The organism is Pseudacidovorax sp. NFM-22 (assembly GCF_021401245.1).
Taxonomy (GTDB): Bacteria; Pseudomonadota; Gammaproteobacteria; order Burkholderiales; family Burkholderiaceae_C; genus Xenophilus.
Genome location: NZ_JACBFY010000004.1, coordinates 349,400 through 362,791 on the forward strand (window position 1 = coordinate 349,400; position 13,392 = coordinate 362,791).

Below are 13,392 nucleotides of genomic sequence, written 5' to 3' on the forward strand. Positions count from 1 at the left end.
GCTGCGCCAGCCCCTTCGCGGGGGCGCATCCGTAGGCCGGCAACGCCGGTCCCACGGCCTCTTCTATTTCTCTCTCGATGCGGCGCCCATGCTGACTATCCTGTTCGACGGCATTGCCTACGGCATGCTGCTATTCGTGCTCGCCGTGGGGCTGGCCGTGACGCTGGGGCTGATGAACTTCATCAACCTCGCGCACGGCGCCTTCGCCATGGCGGGCGGCTACATCACGGTCTATGCGATGCAGAAGCTGGGGCTTCCCTTTCTGCTGTGCCTGCCGCTGGCCTTCGTGTTGACGGCGCTGATCGGCGCCCTGCTGGAGCGCACGCTCTACCGGCCGATGTACGGCAAGCCGCACCTGGACCAGGTGCTGTTCTCCATCGGCCTGGCCTTCATGGCGGTCGCGGGCCTGGACTACTTCGTGGGCTCCTCGCAGCAGAACCTGCAGCTGCCCGAGTGGCTGCGCGGCCGCACCGAGATCGGCGATGGCGCGATGCTGCTGGGCATGGGCCACTACCGCCTCTTCATCATCGCGGTGTGCGCGGTGCTGGCGGTGGTGCTGCAGCTGGTGCTCACGCGCACCCGCTTCGGCAGCCGGCTGCGTGCGGCGGTGGACGACCCCACCGTGGCCGCGGGCCTGGGCATCAACGTGAACCAGGTCTTCCTGGCCACCTTCGCAGTGGGCTCGGGCCTGGCGGGCCTGGGCGGCGCACTGGGCGCCGAGGTGCTGGGCATGGACCCGACCTTCCCGCTCAAGTACATGATCTATTTCCTGATCGTGGTGGCGGTGGGCGGCACCTCGTCCATCACCGGCCCGCTGGCGGCGGCCCTGCTGCTGGGCATTGCCGACGTGGGCGGCAAGTACTTCATTCCCAAGATGGGCGCCTTCACGGTGTACCTGCTGATGATCCTGATCCTGATGTGGCGCCCGCAAGGCCTCTTCACCCGTAAGGGAGGGAAATGATGCCCACCCCCGTTTCTTGCTCACTGCGTGTAGCCGAATCCCCCCTCGCAGGGGGCGCACCCGGTCGCCCGGCCAAGCCGGTTCGACGGGTGCACTGGCATGGCCTGCTCCGCGGCCTCTCGAAAGGAGTCGCAGCATGATCACCAAAGGAAGCAACAACGACTGGCGCGCCCCGCTGCTCGGCCAGGCCCGCTGGCGCTGGTGGGAGTTCCTGCTCTGGGCGCTGGCCTTCGCCGCGCCGCTGGTGCTGCCGCAGCATGCGCTGATGGTCAACGAGATCGCCATCGTGGCGCTGTTCGCCATGTCGCTGGACCTGGTGCTGGGCTACACCGGCATCGTCTCGCTGGGCCATGCGGCCTTCTTTGGCTTCGGTGCCTATGCGGCGGCGCTGTTCGCCAAGCTGGTGATGCCCGACCCGACCGTGGGCCTGGTCGTCGCCACGGTGCTGGCCGCGGTGCTGGGCCTGGCCGCCAGCGTGACCATCCTGCGCGGCAGCGACCTCACGCGGCTGATGGTGACGCTGGGCACGGCCCTGCTGCTGCTGGAGTTGGCCAACAAACTCGACTGGCTGACCGGCGGCGCCGACGGCCTGCAGGGCGTGGTCATGGGCCCGGTGCTGGGCCTGTTCGACTTCGACCTCTACGGCCGCGTGGCGGCCTGGTATTCGCTCGCGGTGGCGCTGGTGCTCTTCCTGCTGATGCGGCGCCTCGTGCATTCGCCCTTCGGCGCCACGCTGATGGCCATCCGCGACAACCGGCTGCGGGCCATGGCCATCGGCATTCCGGTCACCTCGCGCATGTCGGTGATCTACACCATCGCCGCGGCCGTCGCCGGCGCCGCGGGCGCGCTGCTGGCGCAGACCACCGGCTTCGCCTCGCTGGACGTGCTGGCCTTCGACCGCTCGGCCGACGTGCTGCTGATGCTGGTCATCGGCGGTGTGGGCTGGCTCTATGGCGGCGTGGCGGGCGCCATCGTCTTCAAGCTGCTGCAGGACACGCTCTCCAGCGTCACGCCGCAGTACTGGATGTTCTGGATCGGCCTGCTGCTGGTGCTGCTGATGCTGGTGGGGCGCGAGCGCCTGCTGCGTCCACGGACCTGGTTCCGCAAGGGAGGTGCGGCATGACGGCCACCTCTCCCGGCACTCCCGAGATCGTGCTCGAGGCCGAGTCGCTCGTGATGCGCTTCGGCGGCATCACCGCCACCGACCATGTGTCGATGCGCCTGGCCAAGGGCGCGCGCCATGCGCTCATCGGCCCCAATGGGGCCGGCAAGACCACGCTCATCAACCAGCTCACCGGCGTGCTCACGCCCAGCGAAGGGCGCATCCGGCTGCTGGGCGAGGACATCACCCGCCTGGCGCCGCACCGGCGCGTGACGCGCGGATTGGTGCGCACCTTCCAGATCAACCAGCTCTTCGACAGCATGACGCCGCTGCAGACGCTGGCCCTCGTGGTGGCGCAGCACCGGGGGCAGGGCGCCCGCTGGTGGCAGCCGCTGGGCCGCGATGCGGCGGTGGCCGAGCGTGCCGGCGAGCTGCTGACCCAGTTCCACCTGGCCGATGTGGCGCACACGGAAGTGCGTCACCTGGCCTACGGCAAGCGTCGACTGCTGGAGATCGCCATCGCCCTGGCCTGCGAGCCGCGCGTGCTGCTGCTGGACGAGCCGGTGGCCGGCGTGCCTGCCGGCGAGCGCGAGGAACTGCTGCAGACCGTGGCCGCGCTGCCGGCCGATGTCTCCGTCCTGCTGATCGAACACGACATGGATCTCGTCTTCAGCTTTGCCAAACGCATGACCGTGCTGGTCAACGGCGCCCTGCTCACCGAGGGCACGCCCGAGGAGATCGCAGCCGACCCGCGGGTGCGCGAGGTCTACCTGGGCCAGACGGAGGTGCACGCATGAGCGGCACGACGAATGCGCTGTTGCAGATCGAGGGCCTCAGCGCCGGCTATGGCGAGGCCGTGGTGCTCAACGACGTCTCGCTGTCGCTGGGCGAGGGCGAGACGCTGGCGCTGCTGGGCCGCAACGGCACGGGCAAGACCACGCTGATCAACACCCTGGCCGGCGCCACGCGCCAGCATGGCGGACGCATCCTGCTGGGCGGCCAGCCGCTGCACACGCTGCCGGCCTACCGCCGGGCCGCCGCCGGCATCGGCTGGGTGCCGCAGGAGCGCAACATCTTCAAGTCGCTCACCGTGCACGAGAACCTCACGGCGGTGGCGCGCCCCGGCCGCTGGACGCCGGCGCGCGTCTACGAGATGTTCCCGCGCCTGGCGGAGCGCAAGGGCAACCTGGGCACGCAGCTGTCGGGCGGCGAGCAGCAGATGCTGGCCGTGGGCCGTGCCCTGGTGCTCAACCCGCGCCTGGTGCTGCTGGACGAGCCGCTGGAAGGCCTGGCGCCGATCATCGTGGAGGAATTGCTGCGCGCCATTCGCCGGCTGACCCGCGATGAAGGATTGACCGCCGTCATCGTGGAACAGCATCCGCAAGCCATTCTGGCGATTTCGGACCGCGCCGCCGTGCTGGATCATGGCTCGGTGGTGCATCGGGGTGCTGCGGCCGAATTGCTGGCGCAGCCCGCCCTGCTGGATCGCTTGTTGGGGCTGGCCCGCTGAGAAGGCCGTGCCGGTGCCTGGTCGCCGGCGCCGTTATTGGGATGCGAATACCCTTGTAGTCCGGGGGTATTCAATTCGTGCGCGCCCGCCGTGGCTTGTGGCGTTCAATTCTTGAATTAGAATTCGCGCACTGCTTTCTCAATACAAAGGATTCGAGCAATGGCAACTTTGGCAGAGATCACCGCGCAGATCCAGCAGCGGGACCAGGAAATCGCGGAATTGCGCCGCCAAGCCGAGGAACTGCGCAGCCACGAGCGCGCTGGCGTGATCGAAGAACTCCGCAAGAAGATCGCCGAATACGGCATTACCGCGGCTGACCTCAAGCTGAATGGCCGCGGTGCCGCTACGGGCGCCAAGCGCAGCGTTTCGGCCGCTCCGGCCAAGGCGGCTGCGGTCGTCAAATACCGCAGCCCCACCGGTGAAACCTGGTCGGGTGGCCGCGGCCGCAAGCCCCGCTGGGTGACCGAGGCGCTGGCCGCTGGCAAATCGCTGGACGAGTTCGAAGTCAAGTAAGCAATACACCGCTGCACTTGCTGCAGCGTGAACAAACAAAAATCCCGCGCGTTGCGCGGGATTTTTGTTGACGGGTCGCCGATCTACGGGTTCACCATCACCAGCTTTCCCTTGACCCCCCGCGAGCCCATGTGGGCGTAGGCCGCCTTCAACTCGTTCATCGGCATCGTGCGGTCGATCACCGGCTTGATCTTGCCCTGGGCATACCAGCCGGCCAGTTCTTCCATCATCCGGGCATTGGCCTTGGGCTCGCGCCGCGCGAAATCGCCCCAGAACACACCGACCAGCGAAGCGCCCTTGAGCAGCGTGAGATTCAGCGGCAGCGAAGGAATGGGCCCCGAAGCAAATCCCACCACCAGATAGCGTCCGCGCCAGGCGATGGAGCGAAATGCCGGTTCGGCGAAATCGCCGCCTACCGGGTCGTAAATCACGTCGGGTCCCTTGCCATCGGTGGCGTCCTTGATGGCGTCGCGGAAGCCCTGGGGCAGCGCATGCTGGCTGTAATTGATGGTCGCGTCCGCACCGATGCTTTTGCACAGCGCGCATTTCTCGTCGGTGGACGCCGCTGCAATGACGCGCGCGCCCGCCGCCTTGGCGATCTGGATGGCGGAGGTGCCGACGCCGCCCGCGGCGCCGAGCACCAGCACGGTTTCACCCGCCTTGAGCGCGGCCCGATCCATTAGGGCGTGCCAGGAAGTCGCATAGATCATGATGAAGGCGGCCGCGTCCACCATGTCGAATTGCGGCGGCAGCGGCATGCACATGGCTGCCGGCGCCAGCGTGTGGGTGCCGAAGCCGCCCGTGCCGGAAAGGCAGGCAATGGGCTGGCCGACCTTCAGGTGGGTGACGCCTTCGCCGACGGCCTGCACGATGCCCGCATATTCGGAGCCCGGCACGAAGGGCAGCTTCGGCTTCATCTGGTATTTGTTCTGCACGATCAGCAGATCGGGAAAGTTCAGGCTGGCCGCCTTGATTTCCACCAGCACTTCGCCCGGACCGGGCTGTGGCGTGGGCAATTCCTTCCAGATCAGCGCATCGACGCCGACCGGGTTTTCGCAAAGCCATGCGTGCATGGAATCAGTCTCCGTCTTCATTGAGGCGCAGGCATGATAGGGGGCCGCCTTGTGGCGTTCTTGTCTCTGCGGCGACCCCGTGCCCGTGGGGCTTCGCCTCCTAAAATCCCGCCGCCCATGAAGATCCTCATCTCCAACGACGATGGCTACCAGGCCCCCGGCATCGTGGCCCTGCACGACGCGCTGCGCGAGGTGGCCGATGTCGAGGTCATCGCGCCCGAGCACAACAACAGTGCCAAGTCCAACGCCCTGACCCTGGCGGCCCCGCTGTACGTCCACCGTGCGCACAACGGCTTCCGCTACGTCACCGGCACGCCGGCCGACTGCGTGCACATCGCGCTCAAGGGCCTGCTGGACTACCGGCCCGACCTAGTCGTCTCCGGCATCAACAACGGCGCCAACATGGGGGACGACACCATCTATTCGGGCACCGTCGGCGCGGCCATGGAGGCCTACCTGTTCGGCATCCCGGCGATCGCCTTCTCGCAGACCGAGAAGGGCTGGGCCCACGTCGACGCGGCCGCCCAGGCGGCCCGGCGGCTGGTGGAGCGCATCCAGCGCGAACGCATGCACGAGCAGCCGGCGTGGCTGCTGAACGTCAACATTCCCAACCTGCCGGCCGAGTCCCTCAAGCCGATCAAGATCTGCCGCCTGGGCCGCCGCCATGCGGCCGAAAAGGTGATCACCCAGCAGAGCCCCCGCGGCGAGACCATGTACTGGATCGCCGGCGCGGGCGGCGCCAAGGACAGCGGTGAAGGCACCGATTTCCACGCCACCGCCGCTGGCCACGTGGCGGTCACGCCGCTGCAGATCGACCTGACCGACCACGCCAGCCTGGGCGAGTGGCGCGAGGCCGTGCGCCGGCTCGACGCGAGCGACTGAGCCGGATCGACGCAGGAGTCCCGGTGTCGCAGCCTCCACGTTCCCGTCCCACCTTTCCCGTCACCCTCGACCGCGCGCCCGCGCCGGCGGCGCCGACACCTCTGCGGGCCAAGCTGCCCGCGGTTCCGCCGCCGCCACTCAGTGCCACCCCGGCCATGGCCTCGGAGGCGGTCCGGCAGCGCATGGTGCGTCGGCTGGCCGCGCAGGGCATCGCCGACGAGCGCGTGCTTCAGGCCATGGGCGCGGTGGCGCGGCATGCCTTCGTCGATGGCGCCCTGGCCGCGCAGGCCTACGAGGACACCAGCCTGCCCATCGGCCTGGGACAGACCATCTCCAAGCCGAGCGTCGTGGCGCGGATGGTCGAACTGTTGCTGGCGGCCCCGGCGTTGGCCGACCAGCCGCAGGCACGGCTGGGGCGGGTGCTGGAGGTCGGCACGGGCTGCGGCTACCAGGCGGCCGTGCTCAGCCACGTGGCCCGCGAGGTCTACAGCATCGAGCGGCTGCGCGGCCTGCATGAGAAGGCGCGGTCCAACCTGCGGCCCCTGCGGCTGGCCACGGTGCATCTGCTGCTGGGCGATGGCATGCAGGGCTACCCGGCGGGCGCACCCTACGCCGGCATCATCGCGGCCGCGGGCGGGGCCGACCTGCCGGCGGCCTGGCTGGACCAACTGGCGCCGGGCGGGCGCATCGTTGCTCCAGTACAGTCTGGAAATGCGGGCCAAGCACTTGTCATCATTGACAAAACGAACAGGGGGGTTGAGCGCCGGTTTCTTGAGGCCGTCAACTTCGTGCCTCTAAAATCGGGAATTGCATGAAGGAAAAACATATGCAGGGTTCTGGTCGCTGGCACAGGCTGGCTTGGATGGGCGCTGCGGCGGCCTGCGTCGTGCTGGCGGGTTGCGCCTCTTCGCGCGGACCGGCCCCGGTCGAAGATCGCGCGCCCGTGAGTGGGGCGGGCGCCGCGAGCCCAGCGGCGTCGGGACTGCCGACCACGGACGCCAGCGGCAAGCCGCTGCCCGGCATCGAGAACCTGGGCAAGCCGGGTTACTACGCCGTCCGCCCGGGCGACACCGTGCGGCGCATCGCACTGGATACCGGCCACAGCTGGCGGGACATCGTCCGCTGGAACAACCTTGACAACCCCGACCGCATCGAAGTGGGTCAGGTGCTGCGCGTCGTGCCTCCCGTCGCGGGCGCGCCCCTGGTGCCGCCGCCTGCCGTCGCGGGCACGGGCGCCATCCCGCCGGCGACGACCACCCCGGTGCCCCCGCCGGTGGTGGCCGGTGCGACGCCTCCGGCCAAGCCGGCGGGCAATCCACCCGCCGCCAGTGGCGAGGACGACCTGGGGTGGATCTGGCCCGCCCAGGGCGCCTTGATCGCCGGCTTCGACGATGCCAAGAACAAGGGCCTGGACATCGCCGGCCGCGCCGGCGATCCGGTGCTGGCGGCGGCCGATGGCAAGGTGGTGTACGCCGGTGCCGGCCTGCGCGGCTACGGCAACCTGATCATCCTCAAGCACAACAACACCTTCCTCACGGCCTACGCGCACAACCAGGCGCTGCTGGTCAAGGAAGACCAGTCGGTGCAGAAGGGCCAGAAGATCGCCGAAATGGGCAGCAGCGACGCCGACCGCGTGAAGCTGCACTTCGAGATCCGCCGCCAGGGCAAGCCGGTGGATCCCTCGCGCTACCTGCCGGCGCGGCCCTGAGCATGCGCCGGCCGTCCCCATCAGGGCGGCCGGCGACAATCGGGGGATGACGGATTTCCTCGACAACAAGGACACGCTCCCCACGTCCCCCGCTTCTGCCGACGCCTCTGTGCCCGCTGGCGTCTCGGCCGCTTCTTCCTCTCTCCTCGACCTTGCCGTGCCTCCCGCCCGGCCGGCCGCCGTCGCTGGTGCAGCGCTCGAGCCGGGCTGGCTCGCCGTCGAATCGCTCGACCTGGAGGCCCAGGGTGTCGCCCGACGGGAAGACGGCAAGGTCGTCTTCATCGATGGCGCGCTGCCCGGCGAGATCGTCCGGGCCAATGTGCACCGCAAGAAGAACAACTGGGAGCAGGGCCAGCTCACCGACATCCGGCGCGAGTCGCCTCTGCGCGTGAGGCCGGGCTGTCAGCACTTCGGTCTGCATGCCGGCGCCTGTGGCGGCTGCAAGATGCAGCACCTGCATGCCTCCGCCCAGGTGGCCGTGAAGCAGCGGGCCCTCGAAGACAACCTGTGGCACCTGGGCAAGGTGCGGCCCGATACGCTGCTGCGCCCCATCGAGGGCCCGGCCTGGCACTACCGCTACCGCGCCCGCCTGTCGGTGCGCTACGTCCAGAAGAAGGGCACGACGCTGATCGGCTTCCACGAGCGCAAGAGCCGCTATGTGGCCGACATGGAAATCTGCCCCGTGCTGCCGAAGCCGGTGAGCGACATGCTCATGCCGCTGCGCGGGCTGATCGACTCCATGGATGCACGGCTGACCTGCCCGCAGATCGAGGTGGCCTGCGGCGATGCGGCGGGCACCACCCGACTCGGCGTCATCGCCCTGGTGCTGCGCCACCTGGAGCCGCTGAGTGAGGCCGACCGGGACCGCCTGCGCGCCTTTGCCGCGGCGCACCCCGGCGTGCAGTGGTGGCTGCAGCCCAAGGGACCGGACACCGTCCACCTGCTCGACGAGGCCGTGCCCGACCTGGCCTATGAACTGCCTGAATTCGGCATCACCATGCCCTTCCGGCCCACCGACTTCACCCAGGTCAATCCGCACATCAACCGCGTGCTCGTCTCCCGCGCCCTGCGCCTGCTCGACGTGAAGCCGGAGGAGCGCGTGATCGACTGGTTCTGCGGCCTTGGCAACTTCACCCTGCCGCTGGCCACCCAGGCACGCGAAGTCCTGGGCATCGAGGGCAGCGAGACGCTGGTGGCGCGTGCGCGTCACAACGCAGCCGGCAACAGGCAGGCCGCGCAGCGGCCCTGGGGCCAGGCGGATTTCGTCGCCCGCAACCTGTTCGAGATGACGCCCGAGATGTTGGTGGCGGACGGGTATGCCGATCGCTGGCTGGTCGATCCGCCGCGCGAGGGCGCCTTCGCGCTGGTGAAGGCGCTGGCCGACCTGCATCAGCAGCCTGAACTGCGCACCGGCGGCTGGACGCCGCCGAAGCGCATCGTCTACGTCAGCTGCAACCCGGCCACGTTGGCGCGCGACGCGGGTTTGCTGGTGCATCAGGGCGGCTACCGCTGCAGCTTCGCCGGCGCCGTGAACATGTTCCCGCACACGGCGCACGTCGAGTCCATCGCCGTCTTCGACCTGGCGGACTGAGGCAGGCGGGTCGTCCAAAAAGCAAAGGGGCCCGCGTGGGCCCCTTTTTCCGTTTCAGTGCGCTCGGGCGGGCGTCAGTCGCGCTCGCCGCCGAAGATACCCAGCAGGGCGAGCAGGCTCTGGAAGACGTTGAACACGTCCAGGTAGAGCGCGAGCGTGGCACTGATGTAGTTGGTCTCGCCGCCGTCGATGATCTGCTTCAGGTCGTACAGCATGTAGGCCGAGAAGATGCCGATGGCCGCCACCGAGATCGCCATCATGCCGGCGCTGGAGCCGATGAAGACATTGATGATCGAGCCGACGAAGAGCACCAGCACGCCGACGAACAGGAACTTGCCCATGCCGCTCAGGTCGCGCTTGATCACCGTGGCCAGCGAGGCCATCACGAAGAACACGCCGGCCGTGCCCGCAAAGGCGGTCATCACCAGCTCGGAGCCGTTCTTGAAGCCCAGCACCATCGCGATCAGCCGCGACAGCATCAGGCCCATGAAGAAGGTGAAGCCCAGCAGCACGGGCACGCCGGCGGCCGAGTTCTTGGTCTTCTCGATGGCGAACATGAAGCCGAAGGCACCGGCCAGGAACACCACCAGGCCCAGGCCGCCCGTGAGCGCGGCCGTGATGCCCGTCGCCACGCCCAGCCATGCGCCCAGTACGGTGGGAATCATGCTCAGCGCGAGCAGCCAGTAGGTATTGCGCAGAACGCGGTGGCGCTCTGCCTGGGGCAGCACCTGGCCGTAGCCGGCCGGTGTGTCGAAGGTGGGGGCTCTGTCGTTCATGCAAAACTCCTGAAGGGGTTGAGGGGACTGCTTGACGGGCAGTTGCAGGTCATTCTAGGAAAGATCAAGGGCCGCACCGGCATATCCGGACGGCGCGTCGCCCTTTGGAACCATGGGGTCTTGCAGGCGCGCGTGGGTGCAGGGCGCCTGCGACGCATCCTGTATTCTTCGCCCCCATGAAGACCAAGCACTTTCTCGAACTCGAAGACGTCAAGAAGATCGCCGCCGCTGCCGAAGCGGAAGCCGTCAAGAACCAATGGGCCGTGACCATCGCCATCTGCGACGACGGCGGCCACCTGCTGTGGCTGCAGCGCCTGGACGGTGCCGCGCCCGTGTCGGCCCACATCGGCCCGGCCAAGGCCCGCACGGCCGCCCTCGGCCGTCGCGAGAGCAAGGTCTATGAAGACATCATCAACGGCGGCCGCACCGCCTTCCTGTCGGCGCCCACGGTGGACGGCCTGCTCGAAGGTGGCGTGCCGATCGTCAAGGACGGCCAGGTGATCGGCGCGGTGGGCGTCAGCGGTGTGAAGTCCAACGAGGACGCGCAGATCGCCAAGGCGGGCATCGCGGCCATCGGCCTGTAACAGGACGGCAGGCGGCCCTGGCCGCCGCGCCAATGAAAAACGCCCCGCCGGGCAATGCCGGCGGGGCGTTTTCGTTTGGACATCAAGACGCGTTCAGCGCAAAAAAAGGCGTGGCTGGTCGAACACTGGCTGGCCAAAAACGACCCTTGGAGAGTCAGATCTCCTCGAGTCGCCCCACGATGAACGGTCAGGGCAGGGGCTGCATCACTTGGTCAGGATGAGCTTGCCGAGCTTGGTGGCCTGCAGGCGATAGAGCGCGCCGTTGTGCAGGATGCCGATGGTCTTCTGGCCCTTGAGCAGCTCGCTGCTCTGCAGCAGCTGGGCCGGGGAGGGCGTGATGTGCGCCGATGCGCCGCTGCCGCCTTGGTCGAGCGAAGGATGGCTGAGCACTTTCTGGGAATGCGAGGACTGGGCTTGCACGGGATGGACCTTTCGAATCGGATCGGTGAAGCGGATGAGCAAATGATAACGATTCGCACTTAGAAAAGCAATCGTCGTCATGAGTTTTTTTGAGGAGTGAACCGCCAGTCGGTCGGACCGGCTCGCCATCCCTTGCGGCCAAGCTGAGTTCCGCGAGTGCTTCGACCAGGCGGGGGCCGTGGCCGGGGCGATGCGCCCGGATGCCGCCCACTGGGCATCGCCCTTGCCGGCGCGCCAAAGAAAAAGCCGGCTGCTGCCGGCTCGTTCAGGATGCGCCCGCCTTCCGGACGGGTCCAAGGAAGTCACTGCGGCGTCGGATCGGTGATGAAACCGATCTTGCGCACGCCGGCCTTCTGGGCCGCGGCCATGGCCGTCGCGACGCGTTCGTAGCGCACGTCCTTGTCGCCGCGGATGTGCAGTTCGGGCTGCGGATCGCTCGCGCCTTCGGCGGCCAGGCGCGACACCATCGTCGCGTCGTCGATCTTTTCCTGGTTCCAGTAGTAGCTGCCATCGGCGGCCACGCTCAGCTGGATGGTCTGCGGCTTGCTCTCCTCGCGCTCGTTGGTGGCGCGCGGCAGGTCGATGTTCACCGCATGCTTCATCACCGGCACGGTGATGATGAAGATGATGAGCAACACCAGCATGACGTCCACCAGGGGCGTCATGTTGATCTCGTTCATCACGTCGTCGGCTTCGTCCTGGGTTCCGAAGGCCATGGCATCAGCCCTTCTTGAGCGGCAGGATGGTGGCGGCCTCGCCATTGGCCTGCACGCGGCCACCCGTGACGAAGTAGGCGTGCAGGTCGTGGGCGAAGCTGTTGAGCTTGTTCAGCACGAACTTGTTGCCGCGCACCAGCGCGTTGTAGCCCAGCACGGCAGGAATGGCCACGGCCAGGCCCAGGGCCGTCATGATCAGCGCCTCGCCGATCGGGCCGGCCACCTTGTCGATGGTGGCCTGTCCCGCGGTGCCGATGCCCAGCAGCGCGTGGTAGATGCCCCAGACGGTGCCGAACAGGCCGATGAAGGGCGCCGTTGAGCCCACCGACGCCAGGATGGCCAGGCCGCCCTGCAGGCGGGCCGTGAATTCGTCGATGGCATTGCGCAGGCAGCGGGTGATCCAGTCGCTCACGTCGAGCGCGTCGTGCAGGTGCGCCTTGGTGTTGCGGTGGTGGGCGGCGGCCTCGCGGCCTTCGAGCGCGAGCACGCGGAAGGGGTTGCTGTCGTCCTTGCCCAGCTTGTCCAGCGCCGCGGCGAAATCCTCGCTGTGCCAGAAGTTGCCGGACTGACGTGCCATGCGCTTGTAGCGCACGATGTCGATCGCCTTGATGAGGATGACGATCCACGATGCGAGCGACATGCCCAGCAGCAGCAGGGCCACGGCCTTGGTGACGAAGTCGCCCTGCGTCCAGACGTGCATCAGGCCAAATTGGGAATCCATAAATACTCCAGCGAAAAGATCAGTTCAGGACGAAGTTGAAGGGGGCGCGCAGCAGGTACACCGTCTGGGCGTCGCCGCCGCCGAACTGGCGGAAGGGCGTGACCTGCGCAGTCATGGCCGCGCTCAGCGCGGCCTGGTCCAGCCGCTCGTAGCCGCTGGACTTGGCGATCTCGGCCCGCTTGGCCATGCCGTCGGCATTGAAATAGACGGCCACCACCACGGTGCCCGTCTCGCCGAGCTTGCGGCTCATGGTCGGGTAGGTCGCGCGTGGTTCGCGCACGTAGGTGGTCTGTCCCTGCGTGACCTCCACCAGCCGCGGTGCCGGCGGCGCGACCGGCGCCGGCGGCGCGACGGGGGCGGCGGGTGCCGGGGGCGCGGGTGGCATGGGCGCTGGCGCGGTGACGGGCGGCGGCTCCACCACGCCGGTGGGCGCGTTGGGCGCCGGCACGGGCTTGGGCTCCCGGATCGCAATCGGCCGGGGTGGCGGTTTGGGTGCCTGCTTCTGCGGTGGAGCGGGCGGCGGCGGTGGGGGCGGGGGCGGTGGTGCCGGCCGGGGCGGCTCGATGATCTGCGCCAGGATCTCCACCGGCACGATCACTTCGGCGGCCTTGCGGATGAGCCCGCTCTGCAGCGCCCAGAGCGCCGCGGCATGGAAGAGCACCACGCCGCCGACGATCACGGTCGTGCGGGAGACGCCAAGGGGGGAAGAGGGGGGAGAGGAAAAGCGGCTCGACACGGTCAACCCAGAAACACAGCCCGGCCATGCATGCAGAGCCGGTGAGCGTAGATCAGAAAAGAGGATCTAGCGGCGCAGTACCCACCAGACCGAGCCGGC

Annotated in this window: 16 protein-coding genes; 10 read left to right on the forward strand and 6 right to left on the reverse strand. The window is 68.2% G+C overall.

Features of this window, described 5'->3' with window-relative positions:
• Positions 1-88 precede the first annotated feature (88 nt).
• The 5 genes from L0984_RS16480 (at position 89) to L0984_RS16500 (ending at position 4,086) form a co-directional block, all read left to right on the forward strand.
• A complete protein-coding gene (locus L0984_RS16480) occupies positions 89-961 on the forward strand; it encodes a branched-chain amino acid ABC transporter permease (protein WP_234194736.1) in 873 nt (290 codons plus the stop codon).
• 136 nt (positions 962-1,097) lie between these two features.
• Positions 1,098-2,084, forward strand: coding sequence for a branched-chain amino acid ABC transporter permease (locus L0984_RS16485; RefSeq protein ID WP_234194737.1), 987 nt, complete (start codon positions 1,098-1,100; stop codon positions 2,082-2,084).
• A complete protein-coding gene (locus L0984_RS16490; RefSeq protein ID WP_234194739.1) occupies positions 2,081-2,860 on the forward strand; it encodes an ABC transporter ATP-binding protein in 780 nt (259 codons plus the stop codon). Before L0984_RS16485 ends, L0984_RS16490 begins: the two co-directional genes overlap by 4 nt.
• Positions 2,857-3,573, forward strand: coding sequence for an ABC transporter ATP-binding protein (locus L0984_RS16495; protein ID WP_234194740.1), 717 nt, complete (start codon positions 2,857-2,859; stop codon positions 3,571-3,573). Before L0984_RS16490 ends, L0984_RS16495 begins: the two co-directional genes overlap by 4 nt.
• A gap of 159 nt (positions 3,574-3,732) precedes the next feature.
• On the forward strand, positions 3,733-4,086 hold the full coding sequence (locus L0984_RS16500) for an H-NS histone family protein (protein WP_017758504.1): 354 nt from the start codon (positions 3,733-3,735) through the stop codon (positions 4,084-4,086).
• Positions 4,087-4,169: 83 nt separating this feature from the next.
• Here the strand turns inward: L0984_RS16500 and L0984_RS16505 are convergent, their stop codons facing one another.
• Positions 4,170-5,159: an NADPH:quinone oxidoreductase family protein gene (locus tag L0984_RS16505; RefSeq protein ID WP_234194742.1), complete on the reverse strand. Its 990-nt coding sequence runs from the start codon at positions 5,157-5,159 to the stop codon at positions 4,170-4,172.
• A gap of 117 nt (positions 5,160-5,276) precedes the next feature.
• Here L0984_RS16505 and surE point away from each other — a divergent pair, with 117 nt between their 5' ends.
• The 4 genes from surE to rlmD are packed head-to-tail and all read left to right on the forward strand — an operon-like array spanning position 5,277 to position 9,340.
• Positions 5,277-6,041, forward strand: a complete 765-nt coding sequence (gene surE / locus L0984_RS16510) for a 5'/3'-nucleotidase SurE (RefSeq protein ID WP_234194744.1) — start codon at positions 5,277-5,279, stop codon at positions 6,039-6,041.
• Positions 6,038-6,856, forward strand: a complete 819-nt coding sequence (locus L0984_RS16515; protein ID WP_370646052.1) for a protein-L-isoaspartate(D-aspartate) O-methyltransferase — start codon at positions 6,038-6,040, stop codon at positions 6,854-6,856. The genes surE and L0984_RS16515 overlap by 4 nt, the downstream gene beginning before the upstream one ends.
• Before the next feature lie 11 nt (positions 6,857-6,867).
• The gene (locus L0984_RS16520) at positions 6,868-7,749 is read left to right on the forward strand and encodes a peptidoglycan DD-metalloendopeptidase family protein (RefSeq protein WP_234194748.1); all 882 of its coding nucleotides are present in this window, start codon (positions 6,868-6,870) and stop codon (positions 7,747-7,749) included.
• 46 nt (positions 7,750-7,795) lie between these two features.
• Positions 7,796-9,340 (forward strand): 23S rRNA (uracil(1939)-C(5))-methyltransferase RlmD, encoded by a 1,545-nt coding sequence (gene rlmD, locus L0984_RS16525; RefSeq protein ID WP_234194753.1) that lies wholly within the window; start codon positions 7,796-7,798, stop codon positions 9,338-9,340.
• A gap of 74 nt (positions 9,341-9,414) precedes the next feature.
• Here rlmD and L0984_RS16530 read toward each other — a convergent pair whose 3' ends face one another.
• Positions 9,415-10,116, reverse strand: a complete 702-nt coding sequence (locus tag L0984_RS16530) for a Bax inhibitor-1/YccA family protein (protein WP_017758510.1) — start codon at positions 10,114-10,116, stop codon at positions 9,415-9,417.
• A gap of 176 nt (positions 10,117-10,292) precedes the next feature.
• Between L0984_RS16530 and L0984_RS16535 the strand changes: the two genes are divergently transcribed.
• The gene (locus tag L0984_RS16535; protein WP_114802402.1) at positions 10,293-10,700 is read left to right on the forward strand and encodes a GlcG/HbpS family heme-binding protein; all 408 of its coding nucleotides are present in this window, start codon (positions 10,293-10,295) and stop codon (positions 10,698-10,700) included.
• Positions 10,701-10,904: 204 nt separating this feature from the next.
• On the opposite strand, the gene hemP is transcribed toward L0984_RS16535, so the two are convergent.
• The 4 genes from hemP to L0984_RS16555 all read right to left on the reverse strand — a co-directional run bounded on the left by hemP (position 10,905) and on the right by L0984_RS16555 (position 13,293).
• Positions 10,905-11,120: a hemin uptake protein HemP gene (gene hemP, locus L0984_RS30000; protein WP_043116852.1), complete on the reverse strand. Its 216-nt coding sequence runs from the start codon at positions 11,118-11,120 to the stop codon at positions 10,905-10,907.
• Between the two features lie 302 nt (positions 11,121-11,422).
• A complete protein-coding gene (locus L0984_RS16545) occupies positions 11,423-11,836 on the reverse strand; it encodes an ExbD/TolR family protein (RefSeq protein WP_234194756.1) in 414 nt (137 codons plus the stop codon).
• A gap of 4 nt (positions 11,837-11,840) precedes the next feature.
• On the reverse strand, positions 11,841-12,557 hold the full coding sequence (locus L0984_RS16550) for a MotA/TolQ/ExbB proton channel family protein (RefSeq protein WP_017758514.1): 717 nt from the start codon (positions 12,555-12,557) through the stop codon (positions 11,841-11,843).
• Between the two features lie 19 nt (positions 12,558-12,576).
• Positions 12,577-13,293, reverse strand: a complete 717-nt coding sequence (locus tag L0984_RS16555; protein WP_234194758.1) for an energy transducer TonB — start codon at positions 13,291-13,293, stop codon at positions 12,577-12,579.
• Positions 13,294-13,392: the final 99 nt, after the last annotated feature.